The organism is Actinopolymorpha rutila (genome assembly GCF_013407855.1).
GTDB classification, from domain to species: domain Bacteria; phylum Actinomycetota; class Actinomycetes; order Propionibacteriales; family Actinopolymorphaceae; genus Actinopolymorpha; species Actinopolymorpha rutila.
On the sequence record NZ_JACBZH010000001.1, the window covers coordinates 2,238,467 to 2,258,522 of the forward strand.

The window sequence follows — 20,056 nt, forward strand, 5'->3', positions numbered from 1 at the left end:
GCTCCGCAACCGCACGACCTGCGAGGAAGCTGCCGGTGCAGGAAATCGTGACCCAACCCTCTTCCGGCGGCGACCCGTCCCGCGCCGACTCCGGGCAGGACGTCGCTCCGGCGCGTCCGCGTCCCCGACCGGGCCGCAACCTGGTGGCGGCGATCGGCGTCGGGCTGCTGCTGGGCGTGGTGGTGCTCGCCTCGCTGTTCATCGTCAAGGCCGTGTTCGTCGGCTTCGTGGTGGTCTCCGTCTGCGTCGCCGTGATCGAACTCTCCCGTGCTCTCCAGCCCGCCGGCGTTCGGCTTCCCCTGATACCACTCCTGGCCGGGGTGGTCGGAATGCTGGTCGGTGCCTACGTCGGGCAGACCCCGGCGCTCGTAGGCGCATTCGGGCTGACCGCGCTCGCGCTCTGTATGGGCCGGCTGGCCGGCGGGCGTGACGGCTTCGTCCGCGACGTGACCGCCGGTGTCTTCGTCGCGATGTACGTCCCGTTCCTTGCCGGCTTCGCGATGCTGATGCTCCGGCCGGAGGACGGCCCGCTCCGGGTCGTCGTCTTCGTCGCCGTCACCGTCGCCAGCGACGTCGGCGGCTACACCGCGGGCGTACTCTTCGGCCGCCATCCGCTGGCTCCCTCGATCAGTCCGGCAAAGACCTACGAAGGGCTGGCCGGCTCGGCCGTCTTCTGTCTGGCCATCGGTGTCGCCGCCGTGATGGTTCTGCTGGGCGGCTCATGGTGGGCAGGGCTGATCCTGGGAGCGGCCGCGACGATCACCGCGACATTGGGCGACCTGGTGGAGTCGATGCTGAAGCGGGACGTGGGCATCAAGGACATGGGCAGCCTGCTGCCCGGGCACGGCGGGGTGATGGACCGCCTCGACTCGCTGCTGCCGACCGCGTTGGTGAGCTGGCTGGTGCTGAGCCTGCTGGTGCCGGTGGTGAACTGACCGTGGCCCAGATGATCCACCTTGTACGCCACGGCCGGTCCGCGCCGGACGAGACCCGTCCGGCGGAGGAGTGGGCGTTGCATCCCGACGCCGCTGCCGGGCTGACAGCGCTGCGCGACTCCGGAAAGCTTCCGGTGGGAGCGCGGTGGTTCTCCTCCCCGGAGCCGAAGGCACGGGCCACCGCCCGGGCGCTGACCGGCACCGCCGTCGGCTTCGTCGACGGCCTGCGGGAGATGACCCGGCCCGCACAGCCGTGGCTCGGTGCGTCGGCATGGTCGGCGCTGGTCCGGCGGTGCATGACCGAGCCGGAAGTGCCGGCGGCGCCCGGGTGGGAAGCCGCCGTCGCCACCGCCGACCGGGTGGTGGGTGCCGTCCGGCGGATCGCCGACAGTTGCCCGGACGACGACGTGGTGCTCGTCGGTCATGGCACGGCCTGGACGCTGGTGGTCGCTGCCCTGACGCGGTGTGCGCCCGACCTGCAGGCGTGGGAGCGGCTGCGGATGCCGGACCACTGCGCTCTCCGGGTCGACGGCGAGGTCGCCGAGATCGTTTCGCCGTGGGGAGCCGGCGAATCCGTGCCGGACCCTTACTGACCCCCGCACCCTTACTGCCCCCTCGCGTCCTGACCGGGCGCGTCCCGCGGTTCAGGTGCCGACGGGTACGAACCCGGTGCCCGGCCGGTAGTTGGGCGACTGGTGGCGGAAGTAGGTGTTGTAGACCTCGCAGTACTGACCGCCCCGCCGCATCAGCGACAGGTGGTCACCTTCCTCGACGATCCCGCCGTCACGGAGCACCACGATCCGGTCGGCGTGCTGGATCGTGGACAGCCGGTGGGCGATCACGATCGACGTACGTCCTTCGAGCACGACGTCGAGGCCTTCCTGGATCTGCGCCTCGGTCAGCGGGTCGACGCTCGCGGTCGCCTCGTCGAGGATGACGATGGCCGGATCCTGGATGAGCAGCCGGGCCAGGGCGACGAGTTGCCGTTGCCCCATGGACAGCGCCTGCCCGTGTTCGCCGACCTCGGTGGCCAGCCCCTCCGGCAGCGCCGCCAGCCAGTCGCCGTTGCCGATGTGCCGCGCCGCCTGGCGGACCTCCTCGTCGCCCGCCTCTGGGCGGGGGTAGCGGATGTTGTCGGCCACGGTGCCGGCGAACAGGAACGGCACCTGCGGGACGACTCCGAGCTGACGGCGGTAGTCGTGCAGGTCGAGCGTCCGGATGTCGCGGCCGTCGAGGTAGATGTGACCGCCCTGGAACTCGTAGAAGCGGGTGATCAGCTTGCCGAGCGTGGACTTGCCCGCGCCGGTGTGCCCGACGAGTGCGATCATCTCTCCGGCCCGGATGTGCAGTGAGAAGTGGTCGAGCACCGGCTGGGTGGGCACGTAGCCGAACGTCACGTCGGCGAACTCGATCTCCCCGCTGAGCCGGCCCACCGGCCCGGGGTTGGTCTGCAGCACCCGCGGGGTGGCGTCGATCAGGGCGAAGACGCGTTCGGCGGCGGCCAGGCCCTGCTGGAACTGCGACCAGAACGACGCGATGCTGGTCAGCGGGAACCAGAACAGTGCGACGGCCTGCAGGAAGAGGTACCAGTCACCGGCCGACACCCTGCCGTCGAGCACGCTGTGGCCGCCGACGTGCACGAGCATGGCCGTGCCGAGCCCGGCGACCAGGAACAGCAGCGGGAAGATCGCCCCGAAGACCATCCCCTGCCGTAGGGTCACGCGGTAGTTCTGGTCGTTGATCGGCCTGAACTCGTCGTAGATGGTTTGTTCCTGGCGGAAGTTCTTGGCGACCGCGATGCCGCCCATCGTCTCCTGGACATTGGAGTTGACCCGGGCCAGGGACCGCTGGGCCTTGCGCGTGGTGTCGCGGGCGAGCCGCCGGAAGGCGAGCGCGAGCGCGATGACCACTGGGGTGAGCGCGAGGGTGAGCAACGCGAGGCCGACGTCACGGGCGAACAGCAGTCCGGTGATGACGCCGACCAGCAGCAGCTGGCTGAGGAGGTTCATCGTCAGGGTCACGACGTTGGCGAAGTCGTCGGTGTCGGAGGTGACCCGGCTGACGATCTTGCCGGAGGGGTTCTCGTCGTAGAAGGACAGGTCGCGCTTGAGCGTCGCGGCGAACGCGTCCTCCCGCAGCTGCAGCACCACGTCACCGACCACCCGGGCGCTGAACGCCTGGCGGACGAAGTTGGTGACCCAGGCGAAGACCCCGGAGAGCAGGATGAGCCCCACGAGGACCGCGATGAAGTTGGCGGAGTCGTCCTTGACCACCCGGTCCAGCCCCCAGCTGATCACCAGCGGAAGCACCGCCTGCAGCAGCGAGGTCAGGACCAGCATCGCCGCGACCATCGACATGGCCGGCAGCTTGGGGCGGAAGTAGCCGAGGATGCGTCCGACGAGGTCGCGGTCGGAGTAGGTGCGGTCGTAGTCCTCGGCCGATAGGCCGTCCATCAGGAAGCCCATTACAGTTCCTCGCCGTCGTGAACCGGGCCGGCCGGGTGCCGGTGCCCACCGGAACGCGCGGGGTCGTCGCTCTGCCCGGGGTGGTGGGGGTGGTGACCGTCGGCCGACACCGTCGCCGGGTGGTCGTACGCTCGCGCGCCGGCACCAACGCGCTCGCCGGCGGGCTGGAGGATCCCGTCCTGCTCGGCCTCGCCGGACGCGAACGGCTCGTCGGGCTCGAGGATCCCGTCGGCCCCGACCTCCGCGGGCACCGCCTCGGGGTGGGCCACCTCGTCGTAGTGGGCGAAGATCCGGCGGTACAGCCCGCACCGCTGGAGGAGCTCGTCGTGGGTCCCCTGGTCGACGAGGGCGCCGCGCTGGATCAGTAGCACCTTGTCGGCCCAGCGGATCTGGGACAGCCGGTGGGTGATCAGCAGGGTGGTTCGGCCCTGCAGGATCCGCCGGATCGCCTGCTGGATCTCGTCTTCGGTGGCGCTGTCGATGGCACTGGTGGAGTCGTCCAGGATGAGGACGGCCGGGTCGGTGAGCAGGGCCCGGGCGATGGCCAGCCGCTGACGCTGCCCGCCGGACAGAGTGACGCCGCGCTCGCCGATCACCGTGTCGTAGCCGTCCTCGAGGTCCTCGATGAACGAGTGGGCCTGGGCGTCCTTGGCCGCCCGTACCACGTCGTCGCGGTGCGCGCGCTGGCCGAGGCTGAACGCGATGTTCTCTGCGATGGGCCGGGAGAACAGCACGATGTCCTGCTCGATTGTGGAGATCTGGGACCGGAGGGAGTCGAGGTTCCAGTCGCGCAGGTCCACCCCGTCGATCAGCACCCGGCCCTGGTCCGCGTCGTAGATCCGGTTGACCAGCTTGGTGAGGGTGCTCTTGCCCGAGCCGGTCTCGCCGACGATCGCCACCGTCTGGCCGGGCTCGGCGCGGAAGCTGAGGTCGCGTACGACCGGCTCACCGCCGTAGCCGAAGGAGACGTTCTCGAAGACGATCTCGCCACGCATGGCGCCCTGGTGACCGGCGGTGTTCTGGTCGAGCTCGGTCTCCTCCTGGATCAGGGTGAGGATGCGCCGCGCGCTGACGATGCCGATCTGGACCAGGGAGAACGAGAAGATGGAGATGCCGGTCGGGAACCCGAGCAGGCCCATCAGGCCGAGGTAGGCGACCAGGTCGCCCAGCGACAGGTCACCCGCGCGGTAGAGCACCAGCCCGTGCAGGAGCGCGCCGCCGGTGGCGACCGCGAGCAGCAGCGTCGGGAGATAACGCGCCTGGATCATGCCCTGCTTGACGAAGGAGTCGCGGTAGCTGCGGGCGTTGGTCTCGAACCGCCGGCGTTCCTGCTCCTCCTGCGCGGTGACCTTGACCACCTCGATGCCGCGCACGGCCTCGCTCAGGCCGGCGTTGAGGTTTCCGAACTGGTCGCGCATCGCGGTGGAGACAGGGTTGAGCCGGCGCATGTAGTGCCGGATCGCGAAGTAGAACGACACCGCGAACAGGACCGGCGCCAGCAGCAGCCGGGGGTCGATGAACGCGATGAAGACGATCGGGACGAGTCCCTGCAGCATCGAGTCGACGATCAGGTCGAAGCCGGGGGAGATCATCGTGCTGAGCTGGCGGACGTCGTTGGCGGCGCGGGCCATCAGGTCGCCGACCCGCTGCCGGTTGTGGAACGTCTGGCTCTTGCCGAGCAGGCTGGTGTAGAGCTCCTCGCGCGCGTCGCGCTCCATCCGCTTGGCGAGCACCTCGGTGCACAGCCGGGCGATCAGGTCGAAGACGCCGCGCAGGAGAACGATGCCCACCAGGGCGACCACGATGCCGGCGAGTTTGCCCCGCCCCTCGTTGCCGCCGGTCACCACCGCGTCGAACGCCGAACCGGTCAGCCCCGGGATCGCGGAGTTGAGCACCACCATGACCAGCGAGCCGCCCAGGAACCCGGCGGCGTAGCGGCGGTGCCGCAGCGGATGGGACAGGATCCAGCGAACCGGACCGCGTAGGTCGGACCGTCGCTGGTCGGCAACGGTGAACTCCGATCTGGGCGTGGCCACGAGCTTCCTCCGACGAACCAACGGGGTGGGGGGTCGCACGATCGTGTCCGGTGCCGGCTCCGCGCGTGAGACCAGGACTTTCTAGCACGAAACCTGGCCCGTCCGCCAAGGGGATTCTCGGAGGAAATCGGGTTGTCGGTGGCCGCTGGTAAGGTGCGCGACACGAATTCTGTGCCCGCCGGAAACACGAATTTCGGGGCCGACGGAAATCAGCCCCGAATGTGCTCCGGAATTCCCGCGGTTACGCTCGAACTCCGCCGGTGTGAGGTGAACTCCGAAGGCCGGAAGGGTGCCCCGAGCAGCGCTGTGAGCAGTCCTGTGGGGAGGACCTCGCGATCGGCCGCGGCGGCCGGCTCATTCGGCGTACGCCCAACCCGACCAGCGCTCGACATGCACCCTGATCACCGGACCGGCCGGTGGTATGGCGGCGTACTGCGCGTATTTCCCGCTCAGCAACCGGACCGGCTCGGCGCGTTCGGCGGCTTCGGTCACCACCTCGGCCCGGCCCTCCGCCCGCGCCCACCACAGCCGGGTCCAGTCGCCGTCGTCGTAGTGGTCGGCGAGCAACGACACCCGCGGATTCTCCGTCACCAGGCGAAGCCGGTGCAGGCGCGGCGTCGTCTTCGGCTTGTGGTCGACGGCGGTGAGGATCAGGTCGCCAGCCACGGCGAACGTCACCACCACCACGTGGGGCCGGCTGTCCGCGTCCACCATGGCCAGCGCCGCGGTGCGGCTCCCCGCGAATCGCCGCCGCGCCTCCTCGCCGGTCAGCCGCATCGGCGCCGCCCCCTCCCGCGGTAGCTCCCTCGCCGGAGCGTATCCCGCCCGGTCGGGCGTCGCGGGGGACCGCGCCGCGCCGATCCGTCCTGATCCGGCGTCGACCGGAAATCGGTTCGGAACTCCGTACCGACGTACGAAATGCGGCCCGGTCGAGGCGAGCCGGCCGAGATCCGTGAATTTCATTGCCGCCGGCGCTGGTTCAGGTCCACGAATTCCTGCCGAATTCAGGCTGAATTCGCGGCCCCGCCGAATTCTCTTGGTTTTCGCCGAGTGAACCCGGTCGAATACCTCGCCGAGGAATTCCCGCCTGCCCTACGCCGCTGTCCCTCAGGCCGGTGCCCTTCAGGCCCGGTGCGCTTCGCGATGGCCGACCTCGGGACGGCCGGGCCACCAGGCAGCAGGGCGTAGTTCGTACCGGCACCGAACACCAGCACCGACAGGATGCCCCCGGTGGACGCGTCGACCTGCACGTCGGCGATGGGCGCGAGCATCTTGACCAGCACGGTCGCCAGCCGGTCGCCGGCGCCGACCACCAGCAGCGGACCAGCCACAGCACCGGGCTTCGGTAGGTGACCAGCAGCAGGAGCGCCACCACGGCGGCGGTCACCAGCAGCAACCTGGTGTCGGCGCCGTCGAACACCTTGGCCAGGTCGGCTGTGAACGCGGGCGCGCCGGTCACCTGTGCGCGCAGGGGATCGGTCAGGTTCCCCGACGCGGCGGCGCGGATGTCGGTGATCTTCGCCGCCGTCTTCGCCGTGCCGAGCTCGGTCGAGAGGGGTACGGCGACGGTGGCGAGCGCCCCCTTGGGCTCGTAGCGGGGCTGTGCCGGCCGTCCGCAGTGAACGGCCGGAGGAGCGAGTGAACGGCCCGGTTGGCGTGCTGTGTGACACTGGGAGCCGTCATGGCTGCTCCTGTTGATCTCGTCTTCGCCCCGCCGCGCCGCGGCCGGCCGCCCCGCCACCTCGCCGATCTCACCCCGGCCGAACGCCGGGAGGCTCTGGTCGAGCTCGGCGAGCCGGCATACCGCGCGCGCCAGCTGTCCACCCACTACTTCGGCCGGTTCGTCGACTCCGCCGAGGAGATGACCGACCTGCCGCTGGGCAGCCGCGAACGCATCGGCGCCGGCCTGCTGCCGGAGCTGCTGACTCCCGTACGCACGCTGACCTGCGACGGCGGGGCGACGGTCAAGACCGTGTGGCGGCTGTTCGACGGCGCGCTGGTGGAGAGCGTCCTGATGCGCTACCCCGGCCGGGTCACCATGTGCGTGTCCAGCCAGGCCGGATGCGGGATGGCCTGCCCGTTCTGCGCCACCGGCCAGGCGGGCCTGACCCGCAACCTCTCTGCCGCCGAGATCGTGGGTCAGGTCGTAGCGGGCGCGCGGCTGCTCGCCGGCGGTGCCGTGGCCGGCGGGCCGGGCCGGGTCTCCAACGTCGTGTTCATGGGCATGGGCGAGCCGCTGGCCAACTACAAGACGGTGATCTCCGCCGTACGCCGCCTCACCGACGCTGTCCCGGACGGCCTCGGGATGTCGCAGCGCGGCGTCACCGTCTCCACGGTCGGGCTGGTCCCGCGGATCCGGCAGCTCACCGAGGAGGGGCTGGCGGTGACGCTGGCCCTGTCGCTGCACGCGCCCGACGACGAGCTGCGCGACGAGCTCGTGCCGGTCAACACCCGGTGGAAGGTCGGCGAGGTGCTGGACGCCGCGTGGGAGTACGCCGACCGCACCAAGCGCCGGGTCTCGATCGAGTACGCCCTGATCAAGGACGTCAACGACCAGGCGTTCCGCGCCGACCTGCTGGGCCGGCTGCTGTCCGGACATCTGGTGCACGTCAACCTCATCCCGCTCAACCCGACGCCCGGTTCGAAGTGGACGGCCTCCCGGCCCGAGGACGAGCGGGAGTTCGTGCGCCGGCTGGAGGCGCACGGCGTCCCCGTCACGGTCCGCGACACCCGCGGGCAGGAGATCGACGGCGCCTGCGGGCAGCTGGCGGCGAAGGAGTCCTGACGCCCCTGCGTCGCGCCGGCCGGCGCCCCCGGGTGAAGGATTACAGCGAGTGTAGGAATACAGCTGAGGTAGCGTGTCCGCATGTCGGACGGCACCGGACTGCGGGAGCGCAAGAAGCGGCGGACCCGCCGGACGCTGGTCGAGACCGCGATCAGGTTGTTCGACGAGCAGGGGTACGACCAGACCACCGTCGCGGCCGTCGCCGCAGCCGCCGACGTCTCCACGAAGACGTTCTTCAACTACTTTCCGAGCAAGGAAGCCGTCCTGTTCGCCGACACCGGCGAGCGGATCGACCTCGCCGTCCGGCTCATCACCGACCACGGGGAGCAGGAGGAGGTCGGGGACCTGCTCGCCCGGGTCGCCGAAGGGGTGCTGACCCTGATGGGCGCCGCCGACGGTTCCGGTGACCCGGCCGACGAGGCGCACGCCGAGCTGATCTACACCGTGCGCGCGCGTCTGGTGATGTCGGTACCTGCCCTGCAGGCCCGGGCGCTGCACGTGATCTTCGACGCCCAGCGGCAGCTGACCGACGCCCTGTGCCAGGCGTACCCCGACCGGCTCGACCGGGTGAGCGCGGCGGCCTTCGTGGGCGCGCTCACGGGTGGGGCGCAGGCGGCCGCGCTGACCGCCATCGCCCGCGGCGAACCGCTGGCGGAGGTCCGGGCGGCCGCTCGGCGCGGTGTCGACGTCGCGCTTGTCGGCATTCGTACGGCCGCGGGGTAACGTCTGCGTTCATGCCCGATGATCATCGAGAATCCTCGGCAGTCGCCGAAACGCCATCGCCGGCGGATCCGGACCTGGCACCCGTACGCCGGCTCGATCCCGCTCACCTCGTCGCCCTGGTCAACGACCACACCGACGCCCGGCTGACCCTGCTCGGCCCGGCACCCGGTGGGGAGGTCGGCGCCGCGTACGTCCGCTGGCCCGACGGCCGGGACGGAGTGCTCACCATCGGTCCCTCGAGCAACGCCGACGGGGTCCGCGCCACCGCGGAGATCCTGACGGCGGCGCGGGCGCGGGGCCTGCCCGTCCCGGCGTACCACCTCGTGGCGGAGGTGCCGGACGCGGTGGCGATCGTTCAGGAACGGCTGCCGGGTTCGCCGTCGACTGGGACGGCCTCGGGCGGGGCGACCGGAGGTTCGGATTGGTGACGTTGCGGTTCGACGTCGCGGCGCGAAAGGGTGACCCGGACACCGCGCGCTGGCTGGACGACGTGATCGACCGGACCATCGAGCCGGAGACCCTGCGCGTCTACTGGGCTGCGATGAGCCTGCGGATGGTCGACTGGATGATCCGGCACTACTCCGCCGCCGAGGTCGACCTCATGCTCGACTTGGCTCGCACCCGCATCGACGACTAGAGCCTGCCCTGCGCCGGGGAGGAACGATCCCGGCCCGGCTGACGTCGTCCCACTGCTCAAGGCAGCTCGATGCCGCGCAGTGTGCCGTCCTGGTCGCCGGTGACGAGCAGGCCGTCCACCAGCACGGGCGTGCTGAACGTGTTGGCCGGACCGAGCTGGCGGCGGTGCCGCACGGTCCCGTCGGTCAGGTCGACACAGGCCAGCAACCCGGTCACCGCGACGTTCCACATCAGGTCGCCCACCACGACCGGGCCGGAGTTCAGCGCCCGGGCACCGATCTCGGCCTTCCACGTGGCGGCCCCGGTCGCAGGGTCGACCAGCTGCACCCGCCCCCACTCGTCGATCAGCACCACGCCCCGCTCGGTCACCGGCGAGGGGGAGTAGATGTAACTGCCCGGCACGCTCCACCGGCGTTGCCCCGACGCGCCGTCGAGCGCGGCGGCGGACGACACGGTGGACACCAGGACGCCGCCGCCGGGCAGCAGCTCGATCGTGTCGTCCCAGGGCCCGTAGAGGAGCCGGCCGTAGGAGTCCTGACGGGTGGTGGCGTCGTAGGACCACGCCTGGGCACCGGTCGCGGCGTCGAAGGCGTACGCGCGTCCGTCCCCGCCGCCGACGTAGACCCGGTCGCCGTCGCAGGCCGCACGGCCGGCGAAGAAGCCGTGCAGGTCGGCCTTCCACCGCCGCTCACCGGTCTCGGCGTGCACGGCGTACAGCGTCGTGCCGGCGGAGAAGACCACGGTCGCCACCTCGTCCACCGACGTCACCAGAGGTGAGCTGAGCACCGGGTCGGGAACACCGAACCGCCAGCGCACGCTGCCGTCCGCCGCGTCGAGGGCGTACAGGTGGTGGTCGGCGGAGGGAACGAGGACGGTCGCGCCGTCCGCGGTGAACGCCGGGCCGCGGTGGACCGGGCCGAGAGTCGCCCGCCAGGCCACCTCGCGGCCGGCGCGGGTGGGGCGGAACACCTCGACCACGCCGCTGGTGGTCGCGGCCACGACGAGCCCGTCGTGTGCGGCCAGAGCGCCCTGGATGCTGCCGGGCAGCCGCGCCTGCCACCGGTCGTGGGGCGCGGTACCGTCGGCGGCGACGGTGAACGGTCGGGTCGCGTCGTAGCGGGCGCCGCCGGCACCGAGCACCCGCACCTGCAGCCGGTGCGTGCCCGCCGCGAGCGCGGCCACGTCGACCGAGCCGGACCAGCCGCGGCTCGTGCGGGTCAGGTCGGCCCAGGTGCCGGCCGAGCCGCCACCGAAGATCTGCTGCGGATAGACCTGCGCCTGGGTGCCCGTGGAGCCGGTGGAGGGCACCCGGACGTCGACCCGCACCCGGCCGCCGGAGGGCGCGCCGACGTCGATGCGTACCGGCCGGAGCTGCCGGGTGGTGCGGTCCTCCTCCAGCGGGATCGTGGTGAGGTCACGCCGGGTCTCGGTGCCGTCGGCGGCGACCGCGACGGCTGCGACCCGCAGCACGCTGTGCCCGGCCTCGGCCACCCGGTCGACCCAGTAGTAGAAGGCGCCGTTCTTCACCGCGTTGGCCGCGACCTGGGTCAGGCCGTTGGTGCGTACGACCTGCTCGCGGTGGATGTGCCCGGCGAAGATCGCCCGCACCGGCAGGTCGGCCACCGTCTCGAAGAACGCGTCCTGGTCGTTGACGTAGTAGTGCTCCCCGCCCATCGGGTAGTGCAGGAAGAGCACGCTCGGCCGGGCCGCGGACAGGTCGTCGGCGAGCCAGCGCAGGCCGTCCCGGCCGAAGTGGCCCGGCTCCTGCAGCAGCTGCGTCGGGTCCAGGCCCACGACGTGCAGCCCGGCCACGTCGAAGGAGTACGGCGCCGGGCCGAACAACCGGTGGTAGAGCTCGCGGCCGTGGACATCCCAGCGCACCTCGTGGTTGCCGGGCACGTGGTGGAGCCGGTCGCGCAGCCCCGCCGGGATCGTGGACAGGTAGGCCTCGAACTCGTCGTCGGCGCCGTAGTCGGTGATGTCGCCGCAGTTGAGGACGAACGTCGGATTCGCCGCCTCGACGGAGGCGAAGGTGCGGCGCAGGGTGTCCAGCCCCGCGGGCGCGTCGACGTTGGCATGAGTGTCGGTGAGGACCGCGAACGACAGCGGCGCGTTGGCCCCGCCCGCGGCACCCGCGGGCGAAGCCGCGGGGCCGGTCACCCCCGCGCCAGGTGCCGCCGCCCAGGCGGTGCCGGAGCCGCCCACCCCGCCCCACGCCGCGACGCCGCCGAGTGCGCCGGCCAGGGAGAGGAACCCTCGCCGGCCGAGCGGGGATGAGGGCACATCCGGGTCAGGGCGAGGCGACATCGGGGCGTCCTTCCGGCCGGGGATGATCTTCGCCGGAACGCTAGCGGCAACCGCCGACAACGCGCGCGGGTTCGCCGGTGAACACCGGTGAACAGACCTCATCCGGCCGGTGACCGGACGGGCCGCCCCCTGGGACGGCCGAACGGCCCTCAGGCCGCGTGGCGTTCGGGCGCGAGTTCGGCGGCCTGCCGCAGCGCCTCCAGCATGCTGCGCTCGTCCGCGTCGCCGGTGCCGGCGATGTCGAACGCAGTACCGTGGTCGACCGAGGTCCGCACCACCGGGAGCCCGACGGTGATGTTGACCCCGGCGTCCAGGCCGAGCACCTTGACCGGGCAGTGCCCCTGGTCGTGGTACATCGCGACCACCAGGTCGAAGTCGCCGCGTACGGCCCGGAAGAACACCGTGTCGGCGGGCAGCGGACCGCGGGCGTCGATGCCGTCGGCCCGTGCGGCGGCGATGCCCGGGGCGACCTTCGTCTCCTCCTCGCCGTTGCCGAACAGGCCGTTCTCGCCCGCGTGCGGGTTGATGCCGCAGACGGCGATCCGCGGCGCGTCGATCCCCGACCGGACCAGCGTCTCGTGACCGCGCCGGATCGTGCGCTCGACCAGGCCGGGCTCGATGCGTTCCACCGCGTCCACCAGCCCGATGTGGGTGGTGCAGTGCACCACGCGCAGCTTCGGTGCGCTCAGCATCATCGACACCTCGGGCGTGCCGGTCAGCGCGGCCAGGATCTCGGTGTGCCCGGGGTAGCGGTGCCCGGCGGCGTGCAGCGCCTCCTTGTTCAGCGGCGCGGTGCAGATGGCGTCCACGTCACCGGCCGTGGCCAGCGCGACCGCCCGCTCGATGTAGCGGAACGCCGCGTCCCCGGCGACCTCGGACAGCTTGCCGAACTCCAGGTCGGCCGGGATCAGCCCGAGGTCGATGCAGTCGACCGTGCCGGCGGTGTACGCCGCGTCGGCGGGGGAGTCGACCTCGCGTACGTCCAGGCCGGTGCCGGTGAGCTCGACCGCGCGCCGCAGCCGGCCGGCGTCCCCGACGACGACCGGACGGAGGAGGTCGTACGTCTCGCTGTGGGCGAGGGCCTTGACTACCACCTCGGGGCCGATGCCCGCGGCGTCTCCCATGGTGATCGCGATGACAGGACGGTTCATCGTTCTCCTTCGGCGGATGGCGAGTGGGCGGACGAGGAACTGGACGAGGAACTGAACGAGGACAGGCCCGCGCCGGCGGCGGAGGCGGTGAAGGAGGCGAGCCGGGCCCGGGCGCGCCGCAACGTGTCGGCGTCCCCGAACGCGCCGGCCTTGGTGACGACCGGGATCCGCAGGGGTCCGGTCGTCACCGACAGGGGTACGCCGGGCTCGACCTCCGCGCACAGGCGCAGGCCGGGCACACCCCAGGCCCGCAGCAGACCGGTGGCGGTGTCCCCGCCGGTGAGGACGAGCCCGGCCACCAGGTCGGCTAGCGGCCTGGTGAGTTCCCCGAGCCGGGCTGTCAGCCGGTGGTCGTCCGGGCCGCCCGCGCCGAGTTCGCCGGAAAGGGTGAGTACGACGTCGGTGCCTGCCCGCAGGTGGCGCCGGATCGCGGTGAGGGTCACGTCGACGTGGTGGTCGAGGGTGGCGACCGGCACCTCCACGTGGCCGGCCCCGTCGGCCAGCAGGTGGCGGACCTGTTCGCGGGCGGAGGCGTGCACGCTGCCCACGGCGACCAGGACGGGACCAGCGGCCGCGGGGACGCTCTTCCCGTCCGCGGCCGGCTCGGGATCGGTTGTCAACCCTGCCTTGCCCGTCGCTGTCAAGCCGGCCTTGTCAGCCGGCTCGGAGTCGTCGGTGAGCCCCAGGACGTGGGGGAGTACGTGGGCGAGGCCGGCAGAGCCCACCCACACCACGGGTCGGGACAGCGCGGCGGCAGCGCCGGCGATCGCGGCCAGGTCGGCGTCGGTCTCGGCGTCGCACAGCAGCGCACGGACGCCGGGTCGCAGCGAACGTACGAACGCCGCCCGCGGGTCGGCACTTCGTACGGCCGTCAGGTCGACCCGCGCAGGGCCGACGCCGGCCTGGTCGAGCCGGGCCGCGAGGTCGCCGCGTTCGGCGGGGACGCCGTGCACCCGCTGGACGCCGCCGACCGTGCTGCGCCCCGCGGCCGGGAACGCCGGCGCGACCACCGCCACCGCGTCGGGATGCCAGGCCCGCAACGCGGCTCCGACCTCGGCTCCGAGATGACCACGGGCCATCGAGTCGACCTTCTGGTAGAGGACGTGTGTCCCGGCGCCGCGAAGCGCCTCGACCACCAGCCCCGTCGTGGTCGCGGCCTGCTCGGCGGTCGCCCGGCGCGTACCGGCGTCGACGGCGAGCACGTCGGTGTGGCCATGGGTGGGAACGGTCACGCCGTCGGCGAGGAGCTCCTCGGCCCAGGTCACGGTGGTGCCCAACCGGGCGCGCAGGAAGCCGGCGCCGGTGTCGGCCGCGCCGGTGAGGTCGTCGGCGACGACGGCCACCCGGAGCTCAGGAGTCGGCTCAGGAGTCGGCTCAGGAGTCATGGCCCGCGTCCCCGTGCTCCCGCTCGCGCCGCTCCCGTAGCTCGCGCAACTCCCGGTCCAGGGTCGCCAGCCGCCTGGTCGGAAGGACGTACCACGCCACCGCGAACACCAGCAGCACGAACGCCGTCGGCGCCAGCGCGACGGGCAGGCCGAACACGAAGTCCATCACCAACAGCACGGCGCCGTCGATGGCGAGGAGCAGCACGAGCATGCCCGCCCGCGCGAACCGGTTGGACACCCGCACGATCTCCGGTTTGAGGCCCTTCGCGAACAGTGCGCGGTGGTAGGCGACCGGGCCCATCAGCAACGCGGTCGCCAGGCAGCACAGCAACAACGTGACGACGTAGGTGATCCGGCCGAACGTCGAGGTCTCGCCGAACCTCGGCTGCACCGCGAGGATCAGCAGGAAACCGAAAAGGATCTGCACACCGGTCTGCAGGACCCGCAGCTCACCGAGGATCTCGGCGAAGTTCCGGTCGGCCCGCTGGACCCGGGTCTCACCGGGCCGCAGGGGTCTGTGCGGCCCGGTCCCTCCGGAACTGTCCATGCCCGCATCATGCCCGGGACCGCGTTCGGCCCGCAGCACCGGGCAGCACCGGGTAACACTCGGCCAGCACTCACCGGCACCGCCAGCACACACACGGACCGTCGGCGTAATCACCGGTCGGACCGCGGACGACATAGGTCGGGCCCGACCTGGGAAAACACCAGGAGTAACGCACCACCGAAGCATCACCAGGCAGACCCAGGAGACACCGCCATGGAGACAATCGTCCTGCCCGGCCGGACCCGGCCGGTCGGCACGGGCTGGCTGCCCGACCGCCCCGACGTCCGCGACCTCACCAGCCGGTCCACGCCGGTGGTGGACAAGCTGAAGAACTCCTCCTCGGCCAGCCTGCGCGGGCTGGCGGACAGGATGACGACCGCAGGGGGTGGCCGGGCCACCAACAAGCTCCCGGCCACCGCCGACCTGCGGCAGTGGTGCTCGTCGGTGGAGGACCAGGGCGAGCTCGGTTCGTGCACGGCCAACGCCGCCTGCGGGATCATGGAGTACTACCAGCGCCGGGCCAGCGGGAAGTACATCGACCTGTCCCGGCTGTTCCTGTACAAGGTCACCCGCGACTTCCTCGGGGTGAAGGGGGACACCGGCGCCTACCTGCGTTCGGTGATGGGAGCGCTGGCGGCCTTCGGCTCACCGCCGGAGAAGTACTGGCCCTACGACGTGCAGAAGTTCGACGAGGACCCGCCCGCGTTCGCGTTCGCCTTCGCGCAGAACTACCAGGCGCTGCAGTACTTCCGGCTCGACCCCGCCGGCACGAACGGCGAGGACACCCTCGCGGAGGTACGCAGCCACCTCGCCGCCGGCATCCCGGCGATGTTCGGCTTCACCGTCTACGAGTCGATCCAGAAGCCGGCCAAACCCGGAGAGATTCCGTTCCCGAGCTCCAAGGAGAACGTCCTCGGCGGCCACGCCATCGCCGCGGTCGGGTACGACGACAAGCGCAAGGTGACCAACCCGGGGGACAACACCACGCAGACCGGCGCGTTCCTCATCCGCAACTCGTGGGGTGAGACCTGGGGCGACGGCGGCTACGGCTGGCTGCCGTACGAGTACGTCCGGCGCGAGCTCGCCACCGACTGGTGGTCGATGACCCAGGCGGAGATGTTCGACACCACCGCCTTCGACGAGTAGGCGCCTTCGCGCGAGAACGAATCCGCCCGGGGGAGCCGGCCGCGAAGCCGGCCCGGCGGGTGCGCCGGCGTGTTCGGTCGGGCCGAGGTCATCGGGCGCACGTTAGACCCGTTCGGCCGGAAAATCCCCGTTCGTCCACAGCTCCGGTGCGGATCAGGCACGTTTCGGTCCCTCGTCGCCGGGCGCGGCGACGAGGGCTCCGACCGGGGCTCCGACCGGGCCTCCGACCGGCAGTCTGACGGGGTCGGGCCGTGCCGGAGGCCGGCGCCCGGGACAATCGAACCCATGAGCAACGCCAGCGCAGGGCCGGAGTACGTCCTCACCCTCTCGTGTGCGGACCGGCTCGGCATCGTGCACGCCGTGGCCGGGTTCCTGGCCGAGCGTGGCTGCAACATCGTCGACAGCCAGCAGTTCAGCGATCGGCTGGACGGCGGCTTCTTCATGCGGGTGCACGTCCAGGCGGAGTCCGCGCAGACGACGCTGGACGACCTGCAGGTCGGCTTCGCCCCGATCGGTGCCACCTTCGGGATGGACTGGCAACTGCGCGACCTCGGTGCCCGCCAGCGGCTGCTGGTGCTGGTGTCCAAGCAGGACCACTGCCTCAACGACCTGTTGTACCGCTGCCGGGTCGGTGCGATCCCGGCCGACATCGCGGCCGTGGTGTCCAACCACCCCGACGTGGGCCCGATGGTGGAGAAGACCGGGCTGCCGTTCCACCACCTGCCGGTGACGGCGGACACCAAGCAGGCGCAGGAGCAGGCGATCCTCGACCTGGTGTCCGCGCTGCGGGTCGACCTGGTGGTGCTGGCCCGCTACATGCAGGTGCTGTCCCACGACCTCTGCGAGAAACTGGTCGGCCGGGCGATCAACATCCACCACTCGTTCCTGCCGAGCTTCAAGGGCGCGCGGCCCTACCACCAGGCGTACGAACGCGGCGTGAAGCTGATCGGCGCCACCGCGCACTACGTCACCGAGGTGCTGGACGAGGGGCCGATCATCGAGCAGGAGGTGGCCCGGGTCGACCACACGCTGACCCCGGCCAAGCTCGCAGCGGTGGGCCGCGACCTGGAGAGCCTCGCCCTGGCCCGGGCGGTCACCTGGCACCTGGAGCACCGGGTGATCCTGAACGGCATGCGGACGGTCATCTTCCGGTGAGCCCCGCCTGTCGCCGGCCGGTCACGACCTAGTAGGAACGACGTACGGGAGTACGTAGAACTCCACGGACAGGCCCCGAACGAGGAGAGCGATGAGCAGCGCACGGATCCTGGACGGCAAGGCGACGGCAGCGGCGATCCGCGCCGAGCTGACCGAACGCGTGGCCCGGCTGCGCGCGCAGGGTGTCGTACCCGGGCTGGGCACGGTGATCGTCGGCGACGACCCCGGCAGCCACGCGTACGTCCGCGGCAAGCACCGCGACTGCGCGCAGGTCGGCATCGAGAGCATCCAGGTCGAGCTGCCCGCCGACGCCGGCCAGGAGGAGGTCGAGGCGGAGGTACGCCGGCTGAACGCCGACCCGGCCTGTACGGGGTTCATCGTCCAGCTGCCGCTGCCGAAGGGGCTGGACGCCAACCGCGTGCTCGCCCTGATGGACCCGGGCAAGGACGCCGACGGACTGCACCCGGCCAACCTCGGCTGGCTGGTGCACGGAGAACCCGCCCCGCTGCCGTGCACGCCGCGCGGCATCGTCGAGCTCCTTCGCCGCCACGACGTGGAGCTGGCCGGTGCGGAGGTCTGCGTGATCGGCCGCGGCATCACGGTCGGCCGTCCGCTCGGGCTGATCCTCACCCGGCGCTCGGAGAACGCCACCGTGACCCTGTGCCACACCCGTACCAAGGACCTCGCCGCGCACGTGCGCGGCGCCGACATCGTGGTGGCGGCGGCCGGGGTGCCAGGGCTGATCCGGGCCGACATGGTGCGGCCCGGCGCGGTGGTGCTCGACGTCGGCATCACCCGGACCGACGCCGGCCTGGTCGGCGACGTCGACCCGGGCGTGCGCGAGGTGGCCGGGTGGCTGGCGCCGATGCCGGGCGGGGTGGGCCCGATGACGCGGGCGATGCTGCTGACCAACGTGGTGGAAGCAGCCGAGGCCGCCGCCTCCCGATGACCTGCGCGACAGGCGGTCGGAGCGGGACGCGGCCGAACCGCCCGGCTCGACCTCAGCCGAGCAGGGCCGGCGCGAGCTCGCGCAGCTGGTCGATTCCGAGCCCGCGTTCGGGCGCGATCGACTGGAGCAGCACGTGGTCGGCCCCGGCATCGAGGTGCTGCCGCACCCTTGCGCGTACGGCGTCGACGTCGCCCCACGCGACGATCGCGTCGACCAGCCGGTCGCTCCCGCCGTTCTCGAGGTCCTCGTCGGTGAAGCCGAGCGTGCGCAGGTTGTTCGTGTAGTTGGGCAGCCTGAGGTAGTTGGCCGTGTGCTCGCGGGCCAGCGCCCGCGCCCGGTCCGGGTCGGTGTCGACCACGACCGCCTGCTCGGGGATCAGCAGTGGGCCGGCGCCCAGCACCTCACGGGCGCGGGCGGTGTGCTCGGGCGGGACGAAGTAGGGGTGCGCGCCCTGCGTACGGTCGCGTGCGAGCTCCAGCATCTTCTGCCGCAGCGCGGCCAGCACCACCGGCGGGTCGTCCGAGGGACGCGTCCCCTCGTAGGGGGCCCCGCCCTCCAGTTGGTCGAGGTAGCCGCGCATCTTGGCCAGCGGGCGTTCGTACTCTCCGCCCCTCGCCTCGACGGCCGGCAGGTGGCTCACGCCGAGGCCGAGGACGAAGCGGCCGGGGAACGACTCCGAGAGCGTCAGCGCCGCGGCCCGGGTGGCGGTCGCGTCGCGGGCCCAGACGTTGGCGATGCCGGTGCCCATCGGAATCCGCGCGGTCGCCGCCAGCAGGACCGCGAGGTTGGCGAACGGCTCCTTCGCCACCGGGACCTCCGAGACCCACAGGGAGCCGTAGCCGAGCTCCTCGATCTCGGCGGCCGCCTCGCGGGCCGCGGCCGCGGAGGCCCAGTTCAGGGCGCCGCTCCAGACGCCGACGGAGCCGAGCCGCTCCTTCCAGGTGTCGGGCCGGGGCGCGTTGCCGGAGAGGGGTGCCATGGGAGGTGACCTTTCGTCGGTAGGTGGACTTCTCGGTGCGTCAGTCGGTGCGTCGATCCGTGCGTCTGGTCGCCGGGTCGGTATACCCGGAGTTCGGTGTCGGAACGACCGTCGTCGGCTCGGTCGGCTCGGTCGGCTCGGTCGGCACGGCGAGGGTGGCGAAGGCGACCTCCGCGACGCCGACCAGCGCGCCGGTGCCGCCCGTCGTACGCCCGAGCTGCCACATGCCCTCGACCACCACGAAGAGGTAGCGCGCCAGCACCTCCGTCGAGTCCGCTGCGGTGAGCTCGCCCGCCGCCCGTGCCTCGTCCAGCGCCCGCGCGACCCGGGCCGTCATCCGCCGCTGGTACGCCTCGATCTCCCGGGCCACCTCGTGGTCCCCGGGCAGCAGTTCGAGCGTGGTGTTGGCGACCAGGCAGCCGCGCCCGTCGCGTTGCCCGGCGGCGCGTTCGGCGTGGTCGCGCAGGAACGTCCGTACGCCTGCCAGCGGAGAGGGCGCGGCGGTGATCGTGGCGTCGAGCGCGGCCAGACTGTGCTCGGCGTGCCGGCGCAGCGCCGCGAGGAACAGGCTGTGCTTGTCTCCGAACGCGGCGTACAGGCTGCCCCGGTGGAGCCCGGTGGCGGTGGTGAGGTCGGTCAGCGACGTCGCGTGGTAGCCCCGGGCGAGGAACGCCTCGACGGCCGCGTCCAGGGCGGCGCCCGGGTCGAAGCAGCGCGGCCGGCCGGGCGGTCTGGTCCGGGTGCGCGTGGGGGCCGGGGCGATGTCCGACACGGGGAGGAGTATATGACCGATCGGTCAAAAACCCACCGAGACGCGACCGTACGCCACCCGCCCACTCCGATAGGGGACACTGGTG

General features: G+C 71.9%; 19 protein-coding genes and 1 pseudogene. 9 read left to right on the top strand and 11 right to left on the bottom strand.

Features of this window, described 5'->3' with window-relative positions; all coding sequences use genetic code 11:
* Window positions 1–35 precede the first annotated feature (35 nt).
* Entirely contained in the window at window positions 36–935 is a 900-nt protein-coding gene (locus F4554_RS10090) for a phosphatidate cytidylyltransferase (RefSeq protein WP_179787138.1), read from the top strand.
* An 11-nt stretch (window positions 936–946) separates the two neighbouring features.
* Window positions 947–1,528, top strand: coding sequence for a histidine phosphatase family protein (locus F4554_RS10095; protein ID WP_179787139.1), 582 nt, complete (start codon window positions 947–949; stop codon window positions 1,526–1,528).
* A gap of 51 nt (window positions 1,529–1,579) precedes the next feature.
* Here the strand turns inward: F4554_RS10095 and F4554_RS10100 are convergent, their stop codons facing one another.
* The 5 genes and pseudogenes from F4554_RS10100 to F4554_RS33530 form a co-directional block, all read right to left on the bottom strand.
* Entirely contained in the window at window positions 1,580–3,388 is a 1,809-nt protein-coding gene (locus tag F4554_RS10100; protein WP_238341257.1) for an ABC transporter ATP-binding protein, read from the bottom strand.
* An 11-nt stretch (window positions 3,389–3,399) separates the two neighbouring features.
* Window positions 3,400–5,436 (bottom strand): ABC transporter ATP-binding protein, encoded by a 2,037-nt coding sequence (locus F4554_RS10105; protein WP_337795950.1) that lies wholly within the window; start codon window positions 5,434–5,436, stop codon window positions 3,400–3,402.
* Between the two features lie 354 nt (window positions 5,437–5,790).
* Window positions 5,791–6,213, bottom strand: a complete 423-nt coding sequence (locus F4554_RS10110) for a TIGR03668 family PPOX class F420-dependent oxidoreductase (protein WP_179787141.1) — start codon at window positions 6,211–6,213, stop codon at window positions 5,791–5,793.
* Window positions 6,214–6,440: 227 nt separating this feature from the next.
* Window positions 6,441–6,767, bottom strand: coding sequence for a hypothetical protein (locus F4554_RS33525; RefSeq protein WP_337796317.1), 327 nt, complete (start codon window positions 6,765–6,767; stop codon window positions 6,441–6,443).
* 50 nt (window positions 6,768–6,817) lie between these two features.
* Window positions 6,818–7,177: pseudogene (locus F4554_RS33530) on the bottom strand (MMPL family transporter); the annotation flags it as partial.
* Here F4554_RS33530 and rlmN point away from each other — a divergent pair.
* From rlmN to F4554_RS10135, 4 genes are all read left to right on the top strand, one after another.
* Window positions 7,118–8,221, top strand: a complete 1,104-nt coding sequence (gene rlmN / locus F4554_RS10120; protein WP_179787142.1) for a dual-specificity RNA methyltransferase RlmN — start codon at window positions 7,118–7,120, stop codon at window positions 8,219–8,221. The pseudogene F4554_RS33530 and the gene rlmN overlap by 60 nt on opposite strands.
* Before the next feature lie 81 nt (window positions 8,222–8,302).
* Window positions 8,303–8,944, top strand: coding sequence for a TetR/AcrR family transcriptional regulator (locus tag F4554_RS10125; protein WP_179787143.1), 642 nt, complete (start codon window positions 8,303–8,305; stop codon window positions 8,942–8,944).
* An 11-nt stretch (window positions 8,945–8,955) separates the two neighbouring features.
* A complete protein-coding gene (locus F4554_RS10130; RefSeq protein WP_179787144.1) occupies window positions 8,956–9,372 on the top strand; it encodes a protein kinase family protein in 417 nt (138 codons plus the stop codon).
* Window positions 9,369–9,581 (top strand): hypothetical protein, encoded by a 213-nt coding sequence (locus F4554_RS10135; protein WP_179787145.1) that lies wholly within the window; start codon window positions 9,369–9,371, stop codon window positions 9,579–9,581. Before F4554_RS10130 ends, F4554_RS10135 begins: the two co-directional genes overlap by 4 nt.
* Before the next feature lie 56 nt (window positions 9,582–9,637).
* Here the strand turns inward: F4554_RS10135 and F4554_RS10140 are convergent, their stop codons facing one another.
* From F4554_RS10140 to F4554_RS10155, 4 genes are all read right to left on the bottom strand, one after another.
* Window positions 9,638–11,887, bottom strand: a complete 2,250-nt coding sequence (locus F4554_RS10140) for an outer membrane protein assembly factor BamB family protein (protein ID WP_179787146.1) — start codon at window positions 11,885–11,887, stop codon at window positions 9,638–9,640.
* Window positions 11,888–12,036: 149 nt separating this feature from the next.
* On the bottom strand, window positions 12,037–13,038 hold the full coding sequence (gene pdxA / locus F4554_RS10145) for a 4-hydroxythreonine-4-phosphate dehydrogenase PdxA (protein ID WP_179787147.1): 1,002 nt from the start codon (window positions 13,036–13,038) through the stop codon (window positions 12,037–12,039).
* Window positions 13,035–14,423: a four-carbon acid sugar kinase family protein gene (locus F4554_RS10150; protein ID WP_179787148.1), complete on the bottom strand. Its 1,389-nt coding sequence runs from the start codon at window positions 14,421–14,423 to the stop codon at window positions 13,035–13,037. The genes pdxA and F4554_RS10150 overlap by 4 nt, the downstream gene beginning before the upstream one ends.
* Window positions 14,413–14,970 (bottom strand): DUF6328 family protein, encoded by a 558-nt coding sequence (locus tag F4554_RS10155; RefSeq protein ID WP_179787149.1) that lies wholly within the window; start codon window positions 14,968–14,970, stop codon window positions 14,413–14,415. Before F4554_RS10155 ends, F4554_RS10150 begins: the two co-directional genes overlap by 11 nt.
* Window positions 14,971–15,183: 213 nt before the next feature.
* On the opposite strand from F4554_RS10155, the gene F4554_RS10160 reads away from it, so the two are divergent.
* From F4554_RS10160 to F4554_RS10170, 3 genes are all read left to right on the top strand, one after another.
* A complete protein-coding gene (locus tag F4554_RS10160; protein WP_179787150.1) occupies window positions 15,184–16,116 on the top strand; it encodes a C1 family peptidase in 933 nt (310 codons plus the stop codon).
* Between the two features lie 285 nt (window positions 16,117–16,401).
* Window positions 16,402–17,271 (top strand): formyltetrahydrofolate deformylase, encoded by an 870-nt coding sequence (purU, locus tag F4554_RS10165; RefSeq protein WP_179787151.1) that lies wholly within the window; start codon window positions 16,402–16,404, stop codon window positions 17,269–17,271.
* 91 nt (window positions 17,272–17,362) lie between these two features.
* Complete coding sequence (locus tag F4554_RS10170) at window positions 17,363–18,220, top strand: bifunctional methylenetetrahydrofolate dehydrogenase/methenyltetrahydrofolate cyclohydrolase (protein ID WP_179787152.1); 858 nt, start codon at window positions 17,363–17,365, stop codon at window positions 18,218–18,220.
* Between the two features lie 52 nt (window positions 18,221–18,272).
* Here F4554_RS10170 and F4554_RS10175 read toward each other — a convergent pair whose 3' ends face one another.
* Window positions 18,273–19,199 (bottom strand): TIGR03620 family F420-dependent LLM class oxidoreductase, encoded by a 927-nt coding sequence (locus F4554_RS10175; protein WP_179787153.1) that lies wholly within the window; start codon window positions 19,197–19,199, stop codon window positions 18,273–18,275.
* Window positions 19,200–19,239: 40 nt separating this feature from the next.
* Window positions 19,240–19,971, bottom strand: coding sequence for a TetR family transcriptional regulator (locus F4554_RS10180; RefSeq protein ID WP_179787154.1), 732 nt, complete (start codon window positions 19,969–19,971; stop codon window positions 19,240–19,242).
* Window positions 19,972–20,056 lie beyond the last annotated feature (85 nt).